Origin of the sequence: Rahnella sp. BIGb0236 (assembly GCF_004364755.1) — a bacterium.
GTDB lineage: Bacteria > Pseudomonadota > Gammaproteobacteria > Enterobacterales > Enterobacteriaceae > Rahnella > Rahnella victoriana.
The window spans coordinates 156,230-178,875 of sequence record NZ_SOAO01000011.1 but is presented as its reverse complement, the minus strand read 5'-3'; the positions used below and the strand labels follow the sequence as shown (position 1 = coordinate 178,875).

The following is a 22,646-nucleotide window of genomic DNA, read 5'->3' as shown; positions in this document are numbered from 1 at the left end:
GTTTTAAATACAAAGCAATGAGTTAAAGCACACTTTGAATTTAGTTTTTGACCTTAATACCCCACCCCAGCCCTCCCCTTCGCAGGGGAGGGAGCCGTTCTCAGTTGTATTTGATTTCGGGGTAGCGGCTCGGCCAGATGGTTTCGGCTTTTACGCCGATGGCTTCGGCAATCAGCCTTTCACCTTTCGGCCATTTGCGGGTTAATGCGTTCGACAGCGTGGAGGAACACAGCCCCGCGCGGCGTGACACCGCCGCCAGTGTGGTGCCCTTCTTTCTGATCGCCGCAATAATGTCGGCCTGATGCCAGTCTTTTTTCATGCGTCAAACTCCTCAGATGAGGAATACAGCGAACAGCGCAGCATTTCAAAACGCTCCCACAAGATATACGCGATGATCTCTTTTATCTTTCTGTCGTGCAGCGTCATCAGTGTGAAGTTCAGCACCATGCATTGATCGCAAAGTTCGTCGGGTTCGAGATCGGCGTAATCATATAAGCCGTCGTCCAGCGGTATGCCTAAATCTTTCCGGTGCTCAGGAACGGGCAGCGATAACGTCGCTTCAAGGCATTCAAGCTGGTTTTGCAGCATCACGCAAAGTCTGTCCTGTGCGCCTTTATTTTGCGGATTCACCAGTGCGTGCGCCAGCAAACGGCAGCGATCGGTGAGTGTCCATGAATCGGGGGATGTGTCGTTGGTATCTATTGTCTTCATTGACTGAAACCTATGGCAGATTGCATATCTGCTACCACCTAAGCTCCTACGCAAAAGTGGTAACCCAAGCGGGGGTAGGAGATCGGTCTACCGTCCGACCAGCCCGAAGGCTGCCCCGCCTGAGTCACCAAAACAATATACGTTAAAAAACGTTTTATAAAGATGATTCAAAGCGATAGCACACATATACGGTGCTACGGCAGAAAACCAGGCTCCTACACCCGACTGCGGATTTTGCCGCAGCGAGCAGACAATAACTGGATATCCACACATTAAAAATGGGCAAATCGCGGAGATGAGATACTGCTTCCAAGGAGTTTTTATGGTTTGCAGTAAGTTGCAGAGATGCCATTAATACCCCATCCCGGCCTTCCCCTTCGCAGGGGAAGGAGCAAGACAATCCCCTTCCGCCTTTGATTTTGGAGAGAAGCAGAACGAGGATTTTATTCAATCTTATCTGGCGTGATCAAAAATCTTGCTGAACGGAGCGGCTTCGAGACCGGAGGCTCGAAGACCGAGAGAAGGTATCGCGGAGCGACAAGATTTTGCGCCACACGCGGCGGTGACAGAACATGTCCGTCGTGCCTGCGACAGCGCGCAGTGAAAAGAGCGTGGAGTCCAGAGGCCCGCGCGACTGCGGGTCTCTGGGCCAGTGTGGGCGGCGAGCCCACGACCTTGACCTTAAAGACTTAAATCTTAGTCACACTATCCACTAAGGCCATTTCTTCACTGCTCAGCAGCTTCTCAATATCCACCAGGATCAACATACGGTCACCGAGCGACCCCAACCCTGTCAGGTACTCTGTCGACATGGTCACGGCAAATTCCGGGGCCGGGCGGATCTGATCCTGGCTCAGGGACAGCACGTCTGACACGCCGTCAACCACGATCCCGACGACGCGGTTTTCGAAGTTCAGGACGATCACGACGGTGTTTTCGTTGTAAATCACATCTTCCTGCGCGAATTTCACGCGCAGGTCGAGGATGGGCACGATGACACCACGCAGGTTGGTGACACCTTTAATAAATGCCGGGGTGTTCGCAATGCGGGTTACCTGATCGTATCCGCGGATTTCCTGCACTTTCAGGATATCGATGCCGTATTCTTCATCGCCCAACGTAAAGATCAGAAATTCCTGACCTACTGTTTCGCCCGCAATTTTTGACACGGTTGCAAGTCCTGCCATGTTGTTCACCTTTGCTTTTCTCTTTAAATCGGCCTGAGTTTTTCACACCCGGCGACGTTTAAGGCCGCCGGAAGCTTTGCTTGTTATGCGGCAGTGGCACCGGTTGCTAATTTGTCGCGGTTCAGTGACTGCAAGGCAGACACATCCACGATCAGCGCCACGCTGCCGTCGCCCAAAATGGTGGCGGCGGAAATGCCCGGTACTTTGCGATAGTTGCTTTCCAGGTTTTTCACCACAACCTGATGCTGACCAATCAGCTGATCAACCAGCAAAGCGTAGCGACGTCCGGCGCTTTGCAAAATCACCACAATGCCCTGCGTGGCTTCGGTTTTCGCGTCTTCAACATCAAAGACGTTGTACAGCTCAACCAGCGGCAGGTATTCGCCTCGCACCTGCAGAACCCGCTCACCACCGGCCAGCGGATGCAAATCTTCCGCCAGCGGTTGCAGGGATTCCATCACCGCATTGAGTGGCAAAATGAAGACTTCTTCGCCCACTTTCACGGACATGCCGTCGAGGATAGCCAGTGTCAGCGGCAGCAGGATGCGGATGGTGGTGCCTTTGCCCTGCTGGGAATGGATTTCAACGTGACCGCCCATTTCCTGAATGTTACGTTTCACCACGTCCATGCCCACACCGCGACCGGATACGTCGGTGACTTTTTCTGCCGTCGAGAAACCTGCGGCGAAAATCAGCATGCCGACTTCTTCGTCGCTCATGTTGTCGTTGACGTTCATGCCCTGCGACGCGGCCTTCGCCAGAATACGTTCACGGTTCAGACCGGCACCGTCATCGATCACTTCGATGCAGATGTTTCCGCCCTGATGTTCGGCTGACAGTGTCAGGTTACCGGTCGCTTCTTTGCCGTTAGCCACGCGCACTTCCGGCGTTTCCACACCGTGATCCAGACTGTTACGCACCAGGTGCGTTAACGGGTCGATGATGCGTTCGATCAGGCTCTTATCCAGTTCGGTGGAACTGCCGAGCAGGGTCAGTTCGATTTGCTTGTTCAGTTTGCTGGCCAGATCGCGAACCAGACGCGGGAAGCGGCTGAACACGAATTCCATCGGCATCATACGGATCGACATCACCGATTCCTGCAAATCACGGGCGTTGCGTTCAAGCTGACCCATGCTGTTGAGCAGGTCGCTGTGAACCACCGGATCCAGCAGGTCTGAACGCTGCGCCAGCATTGACTGGGTGATCACCAGTTCGCCGACCAGGTTGATCAGCTGATCGACTTTTTCGACGGCCACGCGGATGCTGGTTGATTCCGGTGCTTTCGGTGCGCGGGCTTTCGCCGGTTCACCGTTCGGTACCGCAGTGAGTACCGGTGCCGGACGGGCGACGACTGCCGGAGCCGGGGCCACTTCCGCCACTACCGGCGCGCTGACAGCCACCACGTCAGCCGCAGCAGATCCCACAGGCTGAGTGAAACTGATTTGTTCCGGTTCCAGCACGAAACACAGGACGGCAATGATGTCGTCTTCGGTCACCGTGGTGATAAGCGTCGCTTCCACGCTGTCATCGGTCTGCACCGGGTCTTTGATCTCGCCGAGATTACCCAGTTCTTCCAGCATCACAGGCACTTCCTGTGTTTTCAGGCCGGAAAGGCGCACACGTAAACCGCCCTTGCCTGCCGCCGGAGCAACGGGTGCAGGCGCAGCAGCCTGAGCCACCGGCGCTTCTTCAACCACGTGAAGATCGGGCGCAGGTTCACGCGCCTGTTGCGCTTCGAGGGCCAGTTGTCTCAGGGCCGCGCAGATATATTCAAAGCTTTCTGCGTCAGGATCCCGGGATGATTTATAGGCGTCGAGTTGCTCCTGCATAATGTCTTTTGTTTCCAGAAACAGGTTGATGATGTCGGTGCTCAGGCTCATTTCAGCACGACGAGCACCGTCGAGCAGGTTTTCCAGTAAGTGAGTCGTTTCCTGTAAAACCGTAAATCCAAACGTGGCTGCGCCGCCTTTGATTGAGTGCGCCGCGCGGAAAATCGCGTTGAGCTGCTCAATGTCGGGCGCCTGCGGATCAAGCAACAACAGATGTTGTTCCATGTCCGCCAGCAACTCGTCTGCTTCATCAAAAAATGTCTGATAAAAATCAGTAATATCCATGCTCACGTGATCACCTCTGCTGTGAATCGCGGCTTGTTAATGTGTCGCAGGTGCCGTGCCTGCCGCGACAGCCGGAGCTGCCGTCGCAGGTTGAGCGCCTGCCGATGGTGTCACTGGCGTCTGCGTCTCAATCCCGGGTATTGATGGTGCGTTTTCTGGTGCTGCCGGTGCCGGACTTGCCTGTGGCGCTAACGCCGGGGCGGCCGGAGCCGGACTCATTTGTGGTGCTAATGCCGGCACTGTACGTGTGCCTTGTACTTGTCTTTGCAGCTCGCCCGCGTCACTGATCGTGATCGCCTCGCCCTCACTGTTTTCCCGTTCAATCGCTTCTTCGGCGTGTTTGTTCAGGACTAAAATACTGATACGACGGTTAATGGCGTCGCCTGCCGGATGGTTTTTCAGTTGCATCGAGGAACCCATGCCCATCACGCGCAGGATTTTCCCTTCGCTCAGGCCGCCGATCATCATCTCGCGACGTGACGCGTTGGCGCGGTCTGTGGACAACTCCCAGTTGCTGTAGCCGCGTTCACCGGTGGCATACGGCATGTCGTCGGTATGACCTGCCAGACTGACTTTATTCGGGAAATCATCGAGAACCGGCGCAATCGCCCGGAGGATATCGCGCATGTACGGTTCAACAATCGCACTGCCAAGCTGGAACATCGGGCGGTTTTTGCTATCAATAATCTGAATACGCAAACCCTGCTCAGTCAGGTTAATCATCAGATGCGGGCGTAAATCTTTCAGCCGCGGATCGGATGCCAGCATGTCTTCCAGCTTCTGTTGTAATCTTTGCAAGTCGCCGGCTTCGCGACGGCTTTCGCCTTGTGACTGATCCATTTTGTGCACTTCGCCGTCCTGCACCGTCGGGTCTTCGCCGCCGCCCGGGATCGGGCTGGTGGCATCGCTGCTGCGCGGCCCGCCGGTGATCGCCACCGCAAGAGGCGTACGGAAGTATTCGGCAATTTGCACCAGTTCTTTAGGGCTGGAGATCGAAATCAGCCACATCACCAGGAAGAAAGCCATCATCGCTGTCATAAAGTCAGCGTAAGCAATCTTCCACGACCCGCCGTGATGCCCTCCGCCGTGTTTACCTTTTTTCTTACGAACAACAACGATTGGATGGCTTTGATGCTTCATACTTTTTCTTCTTCAGTTTGTTTCTGACCCGGCGACTTGACCTGGCGAACATGCTCCTCCAGCTCAATAAAGGAAGGTCGCTCTGAGGTGTACAAGGTTTTACGGCCAAACTCGACGGCGATTTGTGGCGCATAACCGTTGATGCTCGACAGTAATGTCACCTTGATGCACTGCATCATTTTGGCGTTTTCAGCACTCTTCTGGCGCAGCAGGCTGGCCAGCGGAGAGATAAAGCCGTAAGCCAGAAGGATACCGAGGAAGGTCCCGACCATTGCGTGAGCAATCAATGCCCCCAGTTCTGCTGCCGGGCGGTCTGCGGCGGCCAGGGTGTGTACGATCCCCATCACCGCGGCCACGATACCGAAGGCCGGAAGTGAGTCACCGACCAGCGCCAGGCTGTTGGCAGGCACTTCACTTTCGTGCTCGTAGGTTTCGATTTCCTCGTCCATCAGTGCTTCGATTTCGAACGCATTCATGTTGCCGCTGACCATCAGACGCAGATAGTCCGTCAGATATTCAACTAAATGTTTATCGGCAAGGATGCGCGGATAATTAGCGAAAATGTCGCTTTCAGCCGGATTGTCGATGTCATTTTCCAGCGACAGCATCCCCTGCTGGCGTGATTTGGCGAGTAAGCGGTACAGCAGCGCCATCAGATCCATGTACAACGCTTTGTTGTATTTCGACGCGCGGAACAGCTGTGGCAACGCGCGCATAGTGGATTTGATCGCTTTGCCGTTGTTACCGACAAAGAAGGCACCGATACCGGCACCGCCGATGATGAGTAATTCTGCGGGTTGGTATAACGCGCCCAGTTCACCGCCGACGAGCATGAAACCGCCGAAGACTGAGCCCATTACCACGATGTAACCTATTATCACTAGCACGATGAATCCTTAATTCGATGTGGTTTTAGGGCGAGGTAAAACGCGCGCCATGTGTCTGACAGACCTTGCAGCAGGATCGTGCATAAAAGGTGCCAGAGAATGACTGAGATGTTCGGGGGAGAAATGATGAGCGGTGGTAGCCACCGCTCAGAACGACTTACTGCAACCCAACTATCTCAAACTGCGCGCTTGACCTGTTCGTCCAGCTCTTGAGATGTTATATCGGCAACCTGCGGGGAAAGTTTACGTTTTTTTACTGCTCGGGATGGGGGCTGGCAAAGACTGCAAACAAACCCATGACGGGGCTGGTGTGCATGGGTGATAAATGAACCGTCACAGCAGTTACAGGCGGAAAGTTGCAACATGCCGCTGTCGACAAACCGTACCAATGTCCAGGCACGGGTCAGCGCGAGGATCGGCGCTTCACCCGGTTGTTCAGGACATTGTTCCAGATATAAACGGTAGGCCTTAATCACCGCTTCCACGCCGTTACAATGGCCGCTCTTCAACAGGAAAGAGTACGCATTGTAAAACATCGAGGAATGAATGTTTTGTTCCCATGTCATGAACCAGTCAGTGGAAAAGGGCAACATTCCTTTCGGCGGAGGGCTTCCGCGCAATTCTTTGTACAGTTTGATCAGCCGGCCACGACTCAGTTGCGTTTCGCTTTCCAGCATCTGCAATCTGGCACCCAGCGTAATCAGTTCCATCGCCAGCTGAATGTCCCGTGCTTCCTGAACAATACTTTTTTCTGCCGGTTTGGTTGTCGCATCTCTACCAGACATAGCTACGCCCTTTTCTTCATCACGCCGCTGTCTTTCGCAGCGAGGCCTTTCAGCAGGTGACTGGACAACAGGATGCCGGTATGGATTTGTTGTAAGTCATCCACACGCGATTCCTGCGTCAAGCGTTCAATTGTCTTGCTGTCATCAAAGCGGAACTGACACAAAAGCTGGTTCGTTTCAGCTAACTTCACCATCTGCGGCAGCGTGAGCTGGCCGAGGGTGTCTGCCATTACGTCATCAATCCCCAGACGAAACATCGCTGAGGCTTTCTCGTCGTTAATCAAACGCTGTGCCAACAGTAAATATGACAGGTTGATATCATATATGTGCTTAAGCAATTCGGACATTCTGTTCTACCCCATTACCGATGCCGCTTTTTTAAAGGCGGCTGATTGATAGACATATTCCATGCAGCAAGAGTTTTACCCGGCGTGACAGGAGTATTTTTTACTATCAAAACAATTGGATCATTGGCTGATTAATAAATCTCACGATGAAAAAAGATTTATCCCGCGGTATTTACTTCACCGCCAATACAAAGTTGTTCCTGATGTAAACTAAATTAATTGTGACAATTGCACTGCTAAGTAATCGAAAAACACTTCAGTTTTTATGTACTGGCAGGGTCCGTTGCTGTGATGACGTCTCATTCAGTGAAACGCTTTTACATACATTATTAGGAATAATCTTACTACGACGCAACTCTAACCCCGTTTCCTTTATACATACAATCTTACCGTTGCCGAATTTTGAATAAAGTGTGACGCGCATCACACTTTATAAATTTATTTTGTCTCTAAAAGTGCAATTTATCGTAAAAATTTGCGCACTTTTAAGCCAAAAGTAAAAAACCGTCTAAAAAACTCCTCACAAACTGCGTTTTTTAGCCATTTTTAGATCATTTTGTACAAAGTCCATCTAAAGCCAAATGATTAGCATACGCAGCAATTAATGATAGTTCAGGCAGGGTTTTGTGCTGAAAATTTAGAATAGCATGATCATTGTGCTAATTATGCGCAACCCAGTCATACTGCGGGCTGTCGGGGAGTAGTCTGAGATAATTTTGGTTAAAATAAGCGCAGATTGTTTTGAATCCGTGAGCAACCACGCGGTTTCAAAAGCAAAAAGACAATGATTGTAACAATTTGTGAACAAATACGGGACGTCATCCAGTCTGTTGACTAGATTGATAAGAAGAAATGATGGAACGGCGGACTGTTGCCGTACAAACCTATCGGCAACTCTTCAGGAAAACTTTAATGATTGTGCTTAAAAAAGTGGTTTATACCGCTCAATGGCAAATAAAAAGCGCAGGATTAGGAATTTTATTACTGATACAGCATCCACCGCCACTTTCATCCCCAAAAAAGCGAATAAAACGCATCTTTAACTCTGCTTATTAAGCGTATAAGAGAATAACCGGAAGAAACGGGACGTCATTAAGCAGGCTAATTAATGGCATGAGAATAAATAAGGGGCATTTGGCCGCACAAAACCTTGCTCTCAAAATGAAGCGGTTAGTTACTGAACATTAATCCGTCACATTTTGAACACCTGCCGGAATTTCCGGCAGGTCATAACATATTATTATTTAAACCGCGTTTAGCGACTAAAAAGGCATAGCTTGCGGATCAGGGTACTGGTATTCGAAGCCGAGTTCTTTGCAGATCCGCTCGCCATCCACGACTTTTCCTTTACCTGCTGAAGTCTGTTCAGCAAAGGTTGGGGGTTGCAGCCCCATCTGCCTGGCCAGCGCAGGATAAAAGTCGGCTTTGGCCGGGTGAGCAGGCGCGCAAAGGTTATAGGTGTGCCCGCCTTTGGGCAGGCTCAGCAATAAGGTTATTGCTGCCACCACGTCGTCCTGATGCACCAGGTTGACGCCATGCGTCCCGTCCTTCACGTCTGTCTTACCGGCCATAAAACGCCCCGGATGGCGATCGCCGCCAACCAGTCCCGCCAGCCGCAACACATCCACGGATGTGTTCGGCAAATCATGGAACCAGTTTTCCAGCTCTTTCAGCACTTTTCCGCTGGCCGTGACCGGTTGAAGAACCGCGTCTTCACGGACCACCCCTTCCGCCTCGCCATAAACAGAGGTCGAACTGGTGAAGATGATGCGTTTGACGTTATGCGCCAGTGCGCTGTCGGTTAACATCTGGACCGCCTGAAAGTAAAGTTCGCTGCCTTCGACCGTTCTCCGCGCCGGTAAGGTGATGATCAGCGCATCAACGTTGAGCAGACGATCGAGATCTTCCGCTTCGCATTCCATTTCAGGCGTGAATACCAGCGGAAAACATTCGATGCCCACCATTCGCGCCGCATCCACACCATCCAGGGTCGTTTTACTGCCCACGACGTCATATCCTCTCGACGCCAGCGCCATTGCCAGTGGCATTCCCAGCCAGCCCAGACCGATAATCGAAACCTTCTTCATACGTCACTCCGTTTGTTCAGTGGCATTTGGCATCACTGCGCCAGTTGCTGCTCTCTCTTCCTTTATACTAGCAAACGCGGCGTTTTCCCCGCCCCGTCTGCGTAAGGTTTTCTTTGCGTCTGTTAACAGATCATTCATGATTACGATGAAACTACCGCTGCGGATAAGAAAAACTCATCATCGGAAAAAAAGGTTGCGCTGCGGCCGCCCGATAGTTTAGTTTTATTGGCAATGAATTTGATGCGTGTGGCGAATAATTCAATACTGAATCTCGCGGCACCTGAATAAACGCACAGAGACACTGACATGACAAACGTTCTGATTAACCACCATCATCACCATCACCCTGACTAGTCTTTCAGGCGATTGGTGCTGGGAGACTGTTTAGATCTTCCAGTGGCGCAGAACGCAGAGATAGCCCCCGGAAGATTACTTCCGGGGGCTTTTTTTTGGCCTGACGGATTGAAGATAAGAAATTAGAAATTCACGATTTTACGATAAATAATTAAGAAACTGAGGTCATCATGCTGGATAAAACACGTTTACGGATAGCAATGCAGAAGTCTGGTCGCCTGAGCGATGAATCACGCGAACTGCTCGCCCGCTGCGGGATTAAAATCAACCTGCAGGAACAGCGCCTGATCGCCTTCGCAGAGAACATGCCGATCGACATTTTGCGCGTGCGTGATGACGATATCCCGGGGCTGGTCATGGATGGCGTGGTCGATCTGGGCATCATCGGTGAAAACGTGCTGGAAGAAGAGTTGCTGAGCCGCCGCGCTCAGGGCGAAGATCCGCGTTACTTCACCCTGCGTCGTCTGGATTTCGGCGGCTGTCGTCTGTCGCTGGCCACACCGCTGGACACCGATTACACCGGTCCGCAGAGCCTGCAAAATGCCCGTATCGCCACCTCCTACCCTCACCTGCTCAAGCAATACCTCGATAAGAAAGGCGTCGATTTTAAATCCTGCCTGCTGAACGGTTCGGTCGAAGTCGCGCCGCGCGCCGGTTTGTCAGACGCCATTTGTGACCTGGTGTCCACCGGTGCCACGCTGGAAGCCAACGGCCTGCGCGAAGTCGAAGTGATTTACCGCTCCAAAGCCTGTCTGATCCAGCGCGACGGTGAAATGCCGCAAGAGAAACAACTGCTGATCGACAAAATGATGACCCGTATTCAGGGCGTGATTCAGGCCCGCGAATCCAAATACATTATGTTGCACGCGCCAAGTGAGCGTCTGGACGAAATCATTGCCCTGCTGCCGGGCGCGGAACGTCCGACCATTCTGCCGCTGGCAGGCGATCAGCAACGCGTGGCGATGCACATGGTCAGCAGTGAAACCCTGTTCTGGGAAACAATGGAGAAACTGAAAGCGCTGGGCGCCAGCTCCATTCTGGTTCTGCCAATCGAAAAAATGATGGAGTAATGCCATGAAGCCTGACGCGTTCACGACCCCGATTGACTGGCAACAATGCGACGAACAACAACGTCGCGACCTGCTGACCCGCCCGGCGATGTCAGCCTCTGATCGTATTACCGAATCTGTCAGTGAAATTCTGCGCCGCGTGCGCAGTGAAGGTGACAGTGCGCTGCGCGAATTCTGCGCCCGCTTTGATAAGACTGACGTTCAGGATCTGCGTGTCACCGCACAGCAAATCGGGGCCGCGTCAGCGCGTTTAGGTGAAGAGGTGAAACAGGCGATGGCGCACGCAGTGCGTAACATCGACACGTTCCATCAGGCACAAAAACTGGCGGTGGTGGATATTGAAACCCAGCCGGGCGTCCGCTGTCAGCAGCTCACCCGCCCTATTCAGTCCGTCGGGTTGTATATTCCGGGCGGTTCGGCACCGCTGGTGTCAACCGTATTAATGCTGGCCACCCCGGCACGCATCGCCGGATGTCAGAAAGTGGTGCTGTGTTCACCGCCACCGATTGCCGATGAAATTCTGTATGCCGCGCAACTTTGCGGTGTGGAAGAGGTGTATCAGCTCGGCGGCGCGCAGGCGATTGCCGCTCTGGCCTTCGGCACTGAAACCGTACCGCGCGTGGCGAAAATCTTCGGACCGGGTAATGCGTACGTGACGGAAGCGAAACGTCAGGTCAGCCAGAGTCTCGATGGCGCGGCGATCGACATGCCTGCCGGTCCGTCGGAAGTGCTGGTGATCGCCGACAGCGGCGCGACGCCTGACTTTGTGGCGTCTGATTTACTTTCGCAGGCAGAACACGGCCCGGATTCGCAGGTTATTTTACTGACGCCGGATCTGAAAATGGCCCAGGCGGTCGGCGAAGCCGTCGAGCGCCAGTTGCAGACATTATCCCGCAGTGAAATTGCCCGTCAGGCGCTGGCAAGCAGCCGTCTGATTGTGGCGAAGGACATCGCGCAATGTATCGAAATCAGCAATGCGTATGGCCCGGAGCACCTGATTCTGCAAACCCGCGAGCCGGAGCAGTTAGTCGACAGCATCACCAGCGCCGGTTCGGTGTTTCTCGGTGACTGGTCACCGGAATCGGCGGGGGATTACGCCTCCGGCACCAACCACGTTCTGCCGACATACGGTTATACCGCGACCTGTTCAAGCCTGGGTCTGGCGGATTTCCAGAAACGCATGACCGTTCAGCAGTTAACACCGGAAGGTTTGCTGGGTCTGGCCAACACCATTGAAACGCTGGCACAGGCGGAGCAATTGACCGCACACAAAAATGCCGTAACTTTGCGCGTGAATGCTTTAAAGGAGCAACGTTGATGAGCGATGCAAAAAACCTCAGCGTTCAGGCGCTGGCACGTAAGAATGTGCAGGAACTGACACCTTATCAGTCCGCACGCCGTCTCGGCGGCAACGGTGATGTCTGGCTGAATGCCAACGAATATGCCCTTGCCCCCCAGTTCGAACTGACGCAACAGACCTTTAACCGCTATCCGGAATGTCAGCCTGCGCTGGTCATCAACCGTTACGCGGCCTACGCCGGTGTCGATCCGGAACAGGTTCTGGTCAGCCGTGGCGCAGATGAAGGCATTGAACTGCTGATCCGCGCGTTCTGCGAGCCGGGCAAAGACGCCATCCTTTATTGCCCGCCGACGTACGGCATGTACAGCGTCAGCGCCGAAACCATCGGCGTGGAAGGCCGCACCGTTGCCGCGAAAGCGGACTGGTCTCTGGATCTTCCGGCGATTGAAGCCGCACTGGATGGCGTGAAACTGGTTTACGTGTGCAGCCCGAATAACCCGACCGGCAATATCATCGATGCGGATGAAATCCGTGCCGTGCTGGAGATGACCCGCGGTCGCGCCATTGTCGCCGTCGACGAGGCCTATATTGAATTCTGCCCGCAGGCGACGGTGTCCGGCTGGTTGCAGGAATATCCGCATCTGGCCGTTCTGCGCACGCTGTCTAAAGCCTTCGCGCTGGCCGGTTTGCGTTGCGGGTTCACGCTGGCGAACAGCGAGCTGATTGGTTTATTAATGAAGGTGATCGCGCCTTATCCTTTATCCACTCCGGTCGCGGATATTGCCGCACAGGCACTCAGCCCGGAAGGACTGGCCGTGATGCGTCAGCGCGTGGCGGAAGTCACGAACAACCGCGAATGGTTGATCGCAGAGTTGGAACAATGCGCCTGTGTCGAAGAAGCCTTCGCCAGCGACACCAACTATGTGCTCGCCCGCTTCAGCGCATCCAGCGCCGTCTTTAAAAACCTCTGGGATCAGGGCATTATCCTGCGTGACCAGAACAAGCAACCGGGGCTTTCCGGCTGCCTGCGTATTACTATCGGTACACGGGAAGAGCTGCAACGTGTGATCACTGCGCTGCAACCGTTACCGGGCGCCATCGCCACGACCCTTAATGATAATCAAAATAGCCCCCGCAAGGAGCACATGTGAGCCAGAGTCCGTTATTGCAAAAAACACTGTTTATCGACCGCGACGGTACCCTGATTTCTGAGCCGCCGGAAGATTTCCAGGTCGATCGTCTGGACAAACTGGCCCTCGAGCCGGGGGTCATTCCGGCCCTGTTAGCCTTGCAAAATGCAGGCTTTAAACTGGTGATGATCACCAATCAGGACGGGCTAGGCACCGCCAGTTTCCCGCAGGACACTTTCGACCCGCCGCACAACCTGATGATGCAGATCCTGACGTCTCAGGGCATCGTTTTTGATGACGTGCTGATTTGTCCGCACCTGCCTGCCGATCACTGTGATTGCCGTAAACCGAAAACCAAACTGGTGGCGGGCTATCTGGAAAGCGGCGTGCTGGACACGGCAAACAGCTACGTGATTGGTGACCGGGATACCGATATCCAGCTTGCCGCCAATATGGGTATCGCCGGGCTGCGCTATCAGCGCGATACGCTGAACTGGGCCAGCATTGCGGAACAGCTGACCAAACGTGACCGTCACGCAAAAGTGAACCGCGTTACCCGCGAAACGGCAATTGATGTCGATGTCTGGCTGGATCGCGAAGGCGAAAGCAAAATCCGCACCGGTGTCGGCTTCTTTGACCACATGCTCGATCAGATCGCCACACACGGCGGTTTTCGCATGAACATCGAAGTGAAAGGCGATCTTTATATCGACGATCACCACACGGTAGAAGATACCGCGCTGGCGCTGGGCGAAGCCCTGAATAAGGCGCTGGGCGATAAACGCGGCATCGGCCGTTTCGGCTTCGTGCTGCCAATGGATGAATGTCTGGCCCGTTGCGCGCTGGATATCTCCGGGCGTCCGCACCTCGAATACAAAGCGGAATTTAACTATCAGCGCGTCGGTGATCTGAGCACAGAAATGGTTGAACACTTCTTCCGTTCCCTGTCTTACGCGATGGCCTGTACCCTGCACTTGCGAACCAAGGGCAAAAACGATCACCACCGTGTTGAAAGCCTGTTCAAAGCTTTCGGACGCACGCTGCGTCAGGCGATCCGCGTCGATGGCAACACCCTGCCGAGCTCGAAAGGAGTGCTGTGATGAATGTCGTTATCCTTGATACCGGCTGCGCCAACCTCTCTTCCGTTAAATATGCGGTTCAGCGTTTGGGCTATGAGCCGACGGTAAGTCGTGAGCCGGAGATTGTGTTGCAGGCGGATAAGTTATTTTTGCCGGGCGTGGGCACGGCTCAGGCCGCGATGGAACAACTTGAGCAACGCGAGCTGATTGACCTGATCAAAGCCTGCACCCAGCCGGTGCTGGGGATTTGTCTGGGTATGCAGTTACTGGCGTCGTCGAGTGAAGAAAATGGCGGCATCGATACGCTGGGCATTATCAATACGCCGGTCCAGCGTATGCAGGATCTGGGTTTACCTCTGCCGCATATGGGCTGGAATCAGGTCATCGCCAACGCCGACAGCCATTTGTTTCGCGGCATTGATGAAAATGCTTACTTCTATTTCGTCCACGGATTTGCCATGCCGGTATGCGAAAATACGGTCGCACAGACACTTTACGGCGAGCCCTTCAGCGCTGCCGTTCAAAAAGACAACTTCTTCGGCGTGCAGTTTCATCCCGAGCGTTCCGGTGCCGCTGGCGCACAGTTGCTGAAAAACTTTCTGGAGATGTAAACAGCATGATTATTCCCGCTTTGGATTTGATCGAAGGCAGCGTGGTGCGTTTGCATCAGGGCGATTACGGTCAGCAACGCGACTACGGCAATGATCCGCTGCCGCGTTTACAGGATTATCAGCAGCAAGGCGCGCAGGTTCTGCACCTTGTCGATTTAACCGGTGCAAAGGATCCGGCCGCCCGCCAGATCCCGTTACTGACCACGTTACTGGCCGGTGTTTCTGTGCCGGTTCAGGTGGGCGGCGGTATCCGCAGTGAGCAGGATGTTGAAGCCCTGCTGAATGCCGGTGCGACCCGCGTCGTCGTCGGTTCCACTGCCGTGAAAGACCCGGCGACCGTGCAGGGCTGGTTCAGCCGTTTTGGCGCAGACGCACTGGTGCTGGCGCTGGATGTGCGTATCGATGCTGAAGGCACGAAAAATGTCGCCATCAGCGGCTGGCAGGAAAACTCCAATGCCACGCTGGAACAGGTGGTCGAACAGTATCTGCCGTTCGGTCTCAAACATGTGCTGTGCACGGACATTTCCCGCGACGGTACGCTGGCCGGTTCCAACGTCGAACTGTATCGCGAAGTGACCGCCCGCTATCCGCAGGTAGCGTTTCAGGCTTCCGGCGGTATCGGCTCGCTGGAAGATATCGCGCAATTGCGTGACAGCGGCGTGGAAGGCGTGATTGTCGGGCGTGCATTGCTCGACGGTAAATTTAATGTGACGGAGGCAATTTCATGCTGGCAAAACGGATAATCCCCTGCCTCGACGTTAAAGACGGCCAGGTCGTCAAAGGCGTACAGTTCCGCAATCACGAGATCATCGGTGACATCGTGCCGCTGGCACAGCGTTATGCGCAGGAAGGCGCCGACGAACTGGTGTTCTATGACATTACCGCGTCAAGCGATGGCCGGGTTGTAGACAAAAGCTGGGTCTCGCGTGTGGCTGAAGTCATTGATATCCCCTTCTGTGTGGCGGGCGGGATTAAAAGCCTTGAAGACGCCAGCCAGATTTTGCAGTTTGGCGCAGACAAGATTTCCATTAACTCCCCTGCACTGGCGGATCCGACACTGATCACCCGTCTCGCCGACCGCTATGGTGTACAGTGTATCGTGGTGGGCATTGATACCTGGCATGATGCCGAAAGCGGCACTTATCAGGTTCATCAGTTTACCGGCGACGAGGCCCGCACTAAAATCACCACCTGGCAGACCATCGACTGGGTGAAAGAAGTGCAGGAACGTGGCGCCGGTGAAATAGTGCTGAACATGATGAATCAGGACGGCGTGCGTAACGGTTACGATCTTGAGCAACTGAAGATGATCCGCGAAGTCTGTCATGTTCCGCTGATCGCCTCGGGGGGCGCAGGCACCATGCCGCATTTCCTCGATGCATTCCGCGAAGCGCGGGTCGACGGCGCACTGGCCGCCTCCGTGTTCCACAAACAAATTATCAATATTGGCGAGCTGAAAAGCTATTTAGCCGAAAATGGCGTGGAGATCCGCTTGTGAGTAATCAGGAAGGAAAAACCGGTCTGCTGACCGGTGAACAAATCGACCAGCTCGACTGGGAAAAAGTGGACAACCTGATGCCGGCCATCATCCAGCACGCGGTATCCGGCGAAGTGCTGATGCTTGGTTACATGAACCAGGAAGCGCTGAGCGTCACCCAATCTTCCGGTAAAGTGACATTCTATTCACGCACCAAAGCGCGTCTGTGGACCAAAGGGGAAACGTCGGAAAACTACCTGAACGTCGTCAGCATCACGCCTGATTGTGATAACGATACCTTGCTGGTGCTGGTCAATCCGGTCGGACCGACCTGCCACAAAGGCAACAACAGCTGCTTCCACCCTGCCGAAACCGACTGGGCGTTCTTATATCAGCTGGAAGAACTGCTGGCCTCGCGTAAAACCGCCGACCCGGAAAGCTCGTATACCGCCAAACTGTATGCCAGTGGCACCAAACGCATCGCGCAAAAAGTCGGTGAAGAAGGCGTGGAAACCGCGCTGGCTGCTACCGTCAATGACCGTTTTGAACTGAAAAACGAAGCTTCAGATCTGGTCTATCACCTGCTGGTATTACTGCAGGATCAGGATCTGAACCTCAGTGCAGTGATCGATAATCTGCGTCAGCGTCATAAGAAATAACGTCAGATTACGGACGTAAAAAAGCCGCCTTTGCTGATGCATTGGCGGCTTTTTATTTGGTTAAATAATTAAACGTTAAGCGGACTCATTGTATTTTCTTATTGCGTTGCGGCCTAAGACAAATGCAGCGCCCAAGATTACGCCGAATAAGGCTCCGATGATTAAAGTTAGCGCTTTTTTAGGGCTGTCACGATGAATTGGCATATTGGGTTTCATCACATATCGCAATGCATAGGTAGTCTCAGGGTTGGACTTCAGAGAGCTAATAGCGATTAGGGCCTGCCGGGTATTATAATAATCATCATCTAATGGTAGCGGACGGGTTGATTCGTTTTTGATAGTCGCTGCTAATGCATCGCTTCCAAGAACGAACAACGTATCCTCAGATAATGTTTCAGCTTGCTGCACACGTGTATCTTTAATATGGGACTGTTCAGCAATAACTAAAGCCTGATTAAGTATTTGTAGTCTTTTATCTTTTCTTTCTTGCGCAACTTTAACCTGGCTATCAAGCCTCTCATTTAAATCTTTAATTTTAGAAGTTACACTGCTCTGCAAGTCATCTTCCAGTTCAGTAACAACCCTTTTATTTATTTGTTGGATATAGGTTGTAAGAGTCTTACGTGCTGCACCAGCACTGTCACCCGTATAGCTTATTCTCAAAGGAAACTCCTGCCCCTTAACGGCAGGAAGGATAACCAATTTCTCCGGGATTTCCTGATTATCCAACTGTTCGGATAAAGCGGCAATTGCTGAGTTAAAACGGCTAAAAAAACGTTGCTGCACATCGACTATACTCGGTGCATTTGCGGGGTTTTGGCTGTACAGAATAGCCATAGCATTATTGTAATTAGCTATTTGACCTGAATCGGGATAAGTAACAATCGCTTCCGAGGTCCATTTCTCTTTAGCGATAAACAAATAACCAACTGCAATAATAATCATCAAAAAAGCAAATAAGGCAATGATTATTTTTCCACGCCACAGCTGCAAAATAATATCAAAAAAATCAATATCTTCAGCTGAGTTTTTAGCTGGAGGTTTTAAAAAAGTATTATCTTGATTCATGATCACCTTAAGGGAGATTGTTCACATTTGATTGCCTAATTGTGCCAACAATTATAGTCACGATGAATGCAAAAAACCTGTATGGAAAGTAACTATTTTCATAAGATTAGGCTGAAAATAAGGAGAAAAGTAAATTATAGGTATTTTTATGAAACAGAAAACGTTTGATACAAAAACGCCCCGAACAAAGGGGGCGTGATTTAGCATTTCAAGCAACAAAAAATTTAATCCAACCATTCGGTATGGAATACGCCCTCTTTATCAGTGCGTTTGTAAGTATGGGCACCGAAATAGTCACGCTGTGCCTGGATCAGGTTGGCTGGCAGAACCGCAGAACGGTAGCTGTCATAGTAGTTGATCGCTGCAGAGAAGGTTGGGGTCGGGATACCGTTCTGAACGGCATAAGACACCACATCACGCAGCGCTTGCTGGTATTCGTCAGTAATATTTTTGAAGTACGGGGCCAGCAGCAGGTTAGCAATAGACGCATTCTCAGCGTAGGCATCGGTAATTTTCTGCAGGAACTGAGCGCGGATGATACAACCAGCACGGAATATCTTCGCGATTTCACCGTAGTTCAGATCCCAGTTATTCTCGTCTGACGCTGCTTTCAGCTGTGAGAAGCCTTGTGCGTAAGAAACCAGTTTACCCAGATACAGTGCACGACGAACTTTCTCAATGAACTCAGCTTTGTCACCCGCGAAAGGTTTAACAGCCGGGCCAGACAATACTTTCGAAGCAGCAACGCGCTGATCTTTCAGGGATGACAGGTAACGGGCAAAAACAGACTCGGTGATCAGGGTCAGTGGTTCACCCAGATCCAGTGAGCTCTGGCTGGTCCATTTACCGGTGCCTTTATTCGCCGCTTCATCCAGGATCACATCAACCAGATATTTACCTTCTTCATCTTTCTTGGTGAAGATATCTTTGGTGATATCGATCAGGTAGCTGCTCAGCTCGCCTTTGTTCCAGTCAGCGAAGGTGGTAGCCAGCTCTTCGTTGCTCAGGTTCAGAGACTGTTTCAGCAGTGAATAGGCTTCTGCGATCAGCTGCATGTCGCCGTATTCGATGCCATTGTGAACCATCTTGACGTAGTGACCTGCGCCATCCGCCCCGATGTAAGCCACGCAAGCGTCGCCATCTTCTGCACGAGCTGCGATTTTCTCAAGGATCGGTGCCACCAGTGCATAAGCTTCTTTCTGACCGCCAGGCATGATGGATGGGCCTTTCAGTGCGCCCTCTTCACCACCAGAAACACCGGTACCGATGAAGTTGAAACCTTGTTCAGACAGTTCGCGGTTACGACGAATGGTGTCTTTATAATAGGTGTTGCCGCCATCGATCAGGATGTCGCCTTTATCCAGGTGCGGAGTCAGGGATGCGATCGTTTTATCAGTTGCTTCACCGGCTTTCACCATCAGCAAGATACGACGAGGTTTTTCCAGCGAGTCAACAAACTCTTCAACGGTGTAGTGCGGAACCAGATTTTTACCCGGATTTTCAGCGATGACTTCATCAGTCTTGTCGCCGGAACGGTTAAAAATGGATACGGAATAACCACGGCTTTCGATGTTAAGCGCGAGGTTACGGCCCATTACCGCCATACCGACTACGCCGATCTGTTGTTTGGACATTACATACTCCTGTCAGGGTGGTCACCGCTACATATGCGCGGCTTAGAATGTGGCTTAGATGTTAACTCAGGTTATGGAGTGTGTGTAGCAGAAGTTGTTCAGAGCAAGTGAACTTCATACTTTGTTGGCTACCTGAACGTAAAAATCAAGGGCGATATTTATCGTTATTTTTCAAAGAAAAAGAATCAATATATGCGTTAAAACACATTGTGGCAGCCTTGATGTCGCCGCGAATGATTGAGAGGCAGAAATAACCCAAAGCAAGGAATAAAGGACGACTTCTGACCAAGAATGATTCGCCATGAGTACTTAGAATAAAGAAATGATTACGCAACATAAAATAACCTTTCCAGGATTTTAAATCATTCTTTTGGTGATTAACTAGCAACCTTATGGCTTTCGCCTTAGGTTCGCAAATTATTTTAAAACCTGCGCTTTTTGCGCGAATTGAAAAATCGAGGTCATCATTAAAAATGAAAAAACGTTCGTCAGGTTTACCAACGATGTCAATAAGCCGATGAGAAATTAAAGGTCCTTCAAAAGGAACCCCTGCAATTTCGAACGAATGGTTATTTTCTGAACCCTCTAAATAATCCTTAACAGTAGATAATTTTGGATTCATTAAGAAAGGGTTACTAAGATCATAAATAACAGGTGAAATCTCAGCACAGGAACCATCAAGATTATAGCGAACCGGCTGAGTAATACCTTCATTACCTGTTAACAAAAGATTTTCCAAGCATGTCACTTCGGGTGAGAGATCATCATCCATTAACCAAAGATAGTCATAAATTTTACTTTTGACAACATCAAACCCATAAGAAAACCCCCCTGCACCGCCAAGGTTATCTCCAGTATTAAAATATGAAATTGCAATATTTGAATGAGAACTTTTAATAAACTCATCTACCAGTAAAAATGTACCATCATTGCTATTATTGTCAACAATGATAATTTCACGCAGTGGATAGCTTTGATTAACTAATGACGTAAGGACCTTAGCTAAAAAATCTTTACGATTAAAAGTAACGACAAGAGCAATGACATTTTTCATCATGAAATCACCTCCTTTTCAACAGCACTTAAAGCTGAGGAAATGATTTGATGCATATCGTAATACTTATATTCCGCAAGTCTACCGCCAAAAATAACATTACTAACAGCTTTAGCCTTGTTTTTATAATTTGAATATATTCTGTTATTTTTGCTATCATTTACCGGATAGTAGGGCTCATCTCCTTCAGAATATTCTTTTGGATACTCACGAGTAATCACTGTTGAATTTTGATTACCGAATTCAAAATGCTTATGTTCGATAATGCGTGTAAACGGATACACAGCATCAATGTAGTTGACAACTGCATTGCCTTGATAATTCTCGATATCCAATTTTTCACTTTCAAAAACCAGCGTGCGATACTCAAGCTTACCAAATTCATATTCAAAAAACTTATCAATTGGACCTGTATACACAATTTTTTTAGCGCAATTAATCCAATGTGATTTATTGTTGAAAAAATCAACGTTTGTTTCTGTTTCAACACCTTCAAGGAGGGCATCGATAATTTTATTATAACCACCAATGGGAATGCCTTGGTATTTATCATTAAAATAATTATTATCGAAAGTAAATCTTACAGGCAATCTTTTAATTATAAATGGAGGTAAGTCCTTACAGGAACGACCCCATTGTTTCTCGGTGTATTCTTTTATCAAGGTATTAAATATATCACGACCAACTAATGAAATGGCCTGTTCTTCAAGATTTTCAGGTTCCTTATCTTTAAGCTCTGCATTTTGAGAACTAATTATATCCCGCGCATCCTGCGGTTTAACAACTCCCCACAACTGATTGAATGTATTCATATTGAAGGGCAAATTATACATTTTACCCTTAGAAATAGCAGTTGGAGAATTTGTAAAACGGTTAAATTCAACTAAGTTATTGACGTAATCCCAGACATTTTTGTCATTAGTATGAAAAATATGCGCGCCATATTTATGAACGTTGATCCCATCAATATTTTCGCAGTAAATATTACCACCTAGGTGATTTCTTTTTTCTATGACCTTAACAGCGAACCCTTTCTTCTTCATTTCATGTGCAAAAACGCACCCAAATAATCCAGAACCAACAATCAAATAATCATATTTCATATCATTTACTCTTTAATAAAACCTGTAGATAATCCTTTGCAAAAAAATAAATATAATTTATTTTTTTATTCAAAATTGCTTTTTTTAAATTTTGTATGAAAATCGTTTTCGCCAAAATAGGTGTGTATTTGACATCGGGTTTTTGTACTATTTTAAAAAAAGCATCGCGAGCTTTATCAAGCTGGTTAGTAATCTTCACCGCAGTGTCATCACGATATATTAATGTGTACATTCCATTCGTTGCAATTTTCCCTTCCTTGACAAGTCGCAAGTAAAAATCATAATCCTGAATGGCCGGCAATGATTCATCAAATCCTCCAGCACTTAAAAAATGTTTTTTACGAACAACAATTGAGGATGTTGACCCTGGATAATTACACCTGATCAACGACTCATATTGATTAGACGACGGTATTATATTTAAACTATTTCTGATTTTATTTTTTTTATAGTTTTTTATTTTTTTTCCACTATAAGAAAGTACAACTTTTTCGTCAATAAAACATTCCATCAAACTGGATATATGATCCCTTTCCCATAAGTCATCATCATCAAGAAAAGCAATGAACTCCGCACTACTCAAACTCGCCCCAAGGTTCCTGGAATGACACGCGCCGAGATTATTCTTCTTCTTATAAAAGATAATATTTTCTGTAGGAAGATCATTAAGATGCACTTTATTCCAAAAATCATTTTCTGTAAATTTTGAATTATCATCGACAATGATGATCTTATTGATTTTATAAGTCTGCTCAAGAATGCTTTTAACAGTATCAATTAAATACACTAACCGGTTAAAGCTTGGAACTACAACATCAATAGTTTTCATACAATTAATTTTTCCCTCAA

The 22,646-nt window shown here is 50.1% G+C and carries 22 protein-coding genes and 1 other annotated feature; of the genes, 8 read left to right on the top strand and 14 right to left on the bottom strand.

The window, feature by feature from the left end; all coding sequences use genetic code 11:
- Positions 1 to 100: 100 nt before the first annotated feature.
- The 9 genes from EDF78_RS19860 to EDF78_RS19820 all read right to left on the bottom strand — a co-directional run bounded on the left by EDF78_RS19860 (position 101) and on the right by EDF78_RS19820 (position 9,258).
- Positions 101 to 319 (bottom strand): helix-turn-helix transcriptional regulator, encoded by a 219-nt coding sequence (locus tag EDF78_RS19860; RefSeq protein WP_095922335.1) that lies wholly within the window; start codon positions 317 to 319, stop codon positions 101 to 103.
- A complete protein-coding gene (locus EDF78_RS19855) occupies positions 316 to 711 on the bottom strand; it encodes a hypothetical protein (protein ID WP_133823751.1) in 396 nt (131 codons plus the stop codon). The genes EDF78_RS19860 and EDF78_RS19855 overlap by 4 nt, the downstream gene beginning before the upstream one ends.
- A gap of 689 nt (positions 712 to 1,400) precedes the next feature.
- Complete coding sequence (gene cheW, locus EDF78_RS19850; RefSeq protein ID WP_095922337.1) at positions 1,401 to 1,898, bottom strand: chemotaxis protein CheW; 498 nt, start codon at positions 1,896 to 1,898, stop codon at positions 1,401 to 1,403.
- A gap of 83 nt (positions 1,899 to 1,981) precedes the next feature.
- A complete protein-coding gene (gene cheA, locus EDF78_RS19845) occupies positions 1,982 to 4,012 on the bottom strand; it encodes a chemotaxis protein CheA (RefSeq protein ID WP_232769650.1) in 2,031 nt (676 codons plus the stop codon).
- A gap of 36 nt (positions 4,013 to 4,048) precedes the next feature.
- On the bottom strand, positions 4,049 to 5,152 hold the full coding sequence (motB, locus tag EDF78_RS19840; protein ID WP_131694396.1) for a flagellar motor protein MotB: 1,104 nt from the start codon (positions 5,150 to 5,152) through the stop codon (positions 4,049 to 4,051).
- Entirely contained in the window at positions 5,149 to 6,039 is an 891-nt protein-coding gene (gene motA / locus EDF78_RS19835; RefSeq protein ID WP_133823750.1) for a flagellar motor stator protein MotA, read from the bottom strand. The genes motB and motA overlap by 4 nt, the downstream gene beginning before the upstream one ends.
- A gap of 176 nt (positions 6,040 to 6,215) precedes the next feature.
- Positions 6,216 to 6,824 (bottom strand): flagellar transcriptional regulator FlhC, encoded by a 609-nt coding sequence (gene flhC, locus EDF78_RS19830; protein WP_133823749.1) that lies wholly within the window; start codon positions 6,822 to 6,824, stop codon positions 6,216 to 6,218.
- Between the two features lie 2 nt (positions 6,825 to 6,826).
- Positions 6,827 to 7,171: a flagellar transcriptional regulator FlhD gene (gene flhD, locus EDF78_RS19825; RefSeq protein ID WP_095922342.1), complete on the bottom strand. Its 345-nt coding sequence runs from the start codon at positions 7,169 to 7,171 to the stop codon at positions 6,827 to 6,829.
- A gap of 1,262 nt (positions 7,172 to 8,433) precedes the next feature.
- Positions 8,434 to 9,258: an SDR family oxidoreductase gene (locus tag EDF78_RS19820; RefSeq protein WP_133823748.1), complete on the bottom strand. Its 825-nt coding sequence runs from the start codon at positions 9,256 to 9,258 to the stop codon at positions 8,434 to 8,436.
- A 329-nt stretch (positions 9,259 to 9,587) separates the two neighbouring features.
- Positions 9,588 to 9,709, top strand: a sequence feature (His leader region).
- Between the two features lie 73 nt (positions 9,710 to 9,782).
- Between EDF78_RS19820 and hisG the strand changes: the two genes are divergently transcribed.
- From hisG to hisIE, 8 genes are read left to right on the top strand one after another with little or no spacing between them, the layout of a single operon-like run.
- Complete coding sequence (gene hisG / locus EDF78_RS19815; protein ID WP_095922344.1) at positions 9,783 to 10,682, top strand: ATP phosphoribosyltransferase; 900 nt, start codon at positions 9,783 to 9,785, stop codon at positions 10,680 to 10,682.
- A 4-nt stretch (positions 10,683 to 10,686) separates the two neighbouring features.
- The gene (hisD, locus tag EDF78_RS19810; RefSeq protein ID WP_095922345.1) at positions 10,687 to 12,000 is read left to right on the top strand and encodes a histidinol dehydrogenase; all 1,314 of its coding nucleotides are present in this window, start codon (positions 10,687 to 10,689) and stop codon (positions 11,998 to 12,000) included.
- Positions 12,000 to 13,133, top strand: a complete 1,134-nt coding sequence (hisC, locus tag EDF78_RS19805; RefSeq protein WP_095922346.1) for a histidinol-phosphate transaminase — start codon at positions 12,000 to 12,002, stop codon at positions 13,131 to 13,133. The genes hisD and hisC overlap by 1 nt, the downstream gene beginning before the upstream one ends.
- On the top strand, positions 13,130 to 14,212 hold the full coding sequence (gene hisB, locus EDF78_RS19800) for a bifunctional histidinol-phosphatase/imidazoleglycerol-phosphate dehydratase HisB (RefSeq protein ID WP_095922347.1): 1,083 nt from the start codon (positions 13,130 to 13,132) through the stop codon (positions 14,210 to 14,212). Before hisC ends, hisB begins: the two co-directional genes overlap by 4 nt.
- Entirely contained in the window at positions 14,212 to 14,802 is a 591-nt protein-coding gene (gene hisH / locus EDF78_RS19795; protein ID WP_133823747.1) for an imidazole glycerol phosphate synthase subunit HisH, read from the top strand. The genes hisB and hisH overlap by 1 nt, the downstream gene beginning before the upstream one ends.
- A 5-nt stretch (positions 14,803 to 14,807) precedes the next feature.
- A complete protein-coding gene (hisA, locus tag EDF78_RS19790) occupies positions 14,808 to 15,545 on the top strand; it encodes a 1-(5-phosphoribosyl)-5-[(5-phosphoribosylamino)methylideneamino]imidazole-4-carboxamide isomerase (protein WP_095922349.1) in 738 nt (245 codons plus the stop codon).
- Complete coding sequence (gene hisF, locus EDF78_RS19785) at positions 15,527 to 16,300, top strand: imidazole glycerol phosphate synthase subunit HisF (protein WP_095922350.1); 774 nt, start codon at positions 15,527 to 15,529, stop codon at positions 16,298 to 16,300. The genes hisA and hisF overlap by 19 nt, the downstream gene beginning before the upstream one ends.
- Positions 16,301 to 16,323: 23 nt before the next feature.
- Positions 16,324 to 16,938, top strand: a complete 615-nt coding sequence (gene hisIE, locus EDF78_RS19780) for a bifunctional phosphoribosyl-AMP cyclohydrolase/phosphoribosyl-ATP diphosphatase HisIE (RefSeq protein ID WP_131694404.1) — start codon at positions 16,324 to 16,326, stop codon at positions 16,936 to 16,938.
- 75 nt (positions 16,939 to 17,013) lie between these two features.
- Here hisIE and wzzB read toward each other — a convergent pair whose 3' ends face one another.
- The 5 genes from wzzB to EDF78_RS19755 all read right to left on the bottom strand — a co-directional run bounded on the left by wzzB (position 17,014) and on the right by EDF78_RS19755 (position 22,626).
- Positions 17,014 to 18,006 (bottom strand): LPS O-antigen chain length determinant protein WzzB, encoded by a 993-nt coding sequence (gene wzzB / locus EDF78_RS19775; RefSeq protein ID WP_133823746.1) that lies wholly within the window; start codon positions 18,004 to 18,006, stop codon positions 17,014 to 17,016.
- Between the two features lie 224 nt (positions 18,007 to 18,230).
- Positions 18,231 to 19,640: an NADP-dependent phosphogluconate dehydrogenase gene (gndA, locus tag EDF78_RS19770; RefSeq protein WP_133823745.1), complete on the bottom strand. Its 1,410-nt coding sequence runs from the start codon at positions 19,638 to 19,640 to the stop codon at positions 18,231 to 18,233.
- A 145-nt stretch (positions 19,641 to 19,785) separates the two neighbouring features.
- Positions 19,786 to 20,697, bottom strand: coding sequence for a glycosyltransferase (locus EDF78_RS19765; protein WP_133823744.1), 912 nt, complete (start codon positions 20,695 to 20,697; stop codon positions 19,786 to 19,788).
- Positions 20,694 to 21,797 (bottom strand): UDP-galactopyranose mutase, encoded by a 1,104-nt coding sequence (gene glf, locus EDF78_RS19760; RefSeq protein ID WP_133823743.1) that lies wholly within the window; start codon positions 21,795 to 21,797, stop codon positions 20,694 to 20,696. Before glf ends, EDF78_RS19765 begins: the two co-directional genes overlap by 4 nt.
- A gap of 1 nt (position 21,798) precedes the next feature.
- Positions 21,799 to 22,626, bottom strand: a complete 828-nt coding sequence (locus tag EDF78_RS19755; RefSeq protein ID WP_133823742.1) for a glycosyltransferase family A protein — start codon at positions 22,624 to 22,626, stop codon at positions 21,799 to 21,801.
- Positions 22,627 to 22,646: the final 20 nt, after the last annotated feature.

Coding starts and splice junctions, on each gene's coding strand:
- wzzB (WP_133823746.1), bottom strand. CDS start 18,006: ATGAATCAAGATAATACTTTTTTAAAACCTCCAGCTAAAAACTCAGCT.
- EDF78_RS19855 (WP_133823751.1), bottom strand. CDS start 711: ATGAAGACAATAGATACCAACGACACATCCCCCGATTCATGGACACTC.
- motB (WP_131694396.1), bottom strand. CDS start 5,152: ATGAAGCATCAAAGCCATCCAATCGTTGTTGTTCGTAAGAAAAAAGGT.
- hisC (WP_095922346.1), top strand. CDS start 12,000: ATGAGCGATGCAAAAAACCTCAGCGTTCAGGCGCTGGCACGTAAGAAT.
- flhD (WP_095922342.1), bottom strand. CDS start 7,171: ATGTCCGAATTGCTTAAGCACATATATGATATCAACCTGTCATATTTA.
- hisA (WP_095922349.1), top strand. CDS start 14,808: ATGATTATTCCCGCTTTGGATTTGATCGAAGGCAGCGTGGTGCGTTTG.
- gndA (WP_133823745.1), bottom strand. CDS start 19,640: ATGTCCAAACAACAGATCGGCGTAGTCGGTATGGCGGTAATGGGCCGT.
- cheW (WP_095922337.1), bottom strand. CDS start 1,898: ATGGCAGGACTTGCAACCGTGTCAAAAATTGCGGGCGAAACAGTAGGT.
- cheA (WP_232769650.1), bottom strand. CDS start 4,012: ATGGATATTACTGATTTTTATCAGACATTTTTTGATGAAGCAGACGAG.
- hisH (WP_133823747.1), top strand. CDS start 14,212: ATGAATGTCGTTATCCTTGATACCGGCTGCGCCAACCTCTCTTCCGTT.
- glf (WP_133823743.1), bottom strand. CDS start 21,797: ATGAAATATGATTATTTGATTGTTGGTTCTGGATTATTTGGGTGCGTT.
- EDF78_RS19820 (WP_133823748.1), bottom strand. CDS start 9,258: ATGAAGAAGGTTTCGATTATCGGTCTGGGCTGGCTGGGAATGCCACTG.
- hisF (WP_095922350.1), top strand. CDS start 15,527: ATGCTGGCAAAACGGATAATCCCCTGCCTCGACGTTAAAGACGGCCAG.
- hisD (WP_095922345.1), top strand. CDS start 10,687: ATGAAGCCTGACGCGTTCACGACCCCGATTGACTGGCAACAATGCGAC.
- flhC (WP_133823749.1), bottom strand. CDS start 6,824: ATGTCTGGTAGAGATGCGACAACCAAACCGGCAGAAAAAAGTATTGTT.
- EDF78_RS19755 (WP_133823742.1), bottom strand. CDS start 22,626: ATGAAAACTATTGATGTTGTAGTTCCAAGCTTTAACCGGTTAGTGTAT.
- EDF78_RS19765 (WP_133823744.1), bottom strand. CDS start 20,697: ATGATGAAAAATGTCATTGCTCTTGTCGTTACTTTTAATCGTAAAGAT.
- hisG (WP_095922344.1), top strand. CDS start 9,783: ATGCTGGATAAAACACGTTTACGGATAGCAATGCAGAAGTCTGGTCGC.
- EDF78_RS19860 (WP_095922335.1), bottom strand. CDS start 319: ATGAAAAAAGACTGGCATCAGGCCGACATTATTGCGGCGATCAGAAAG.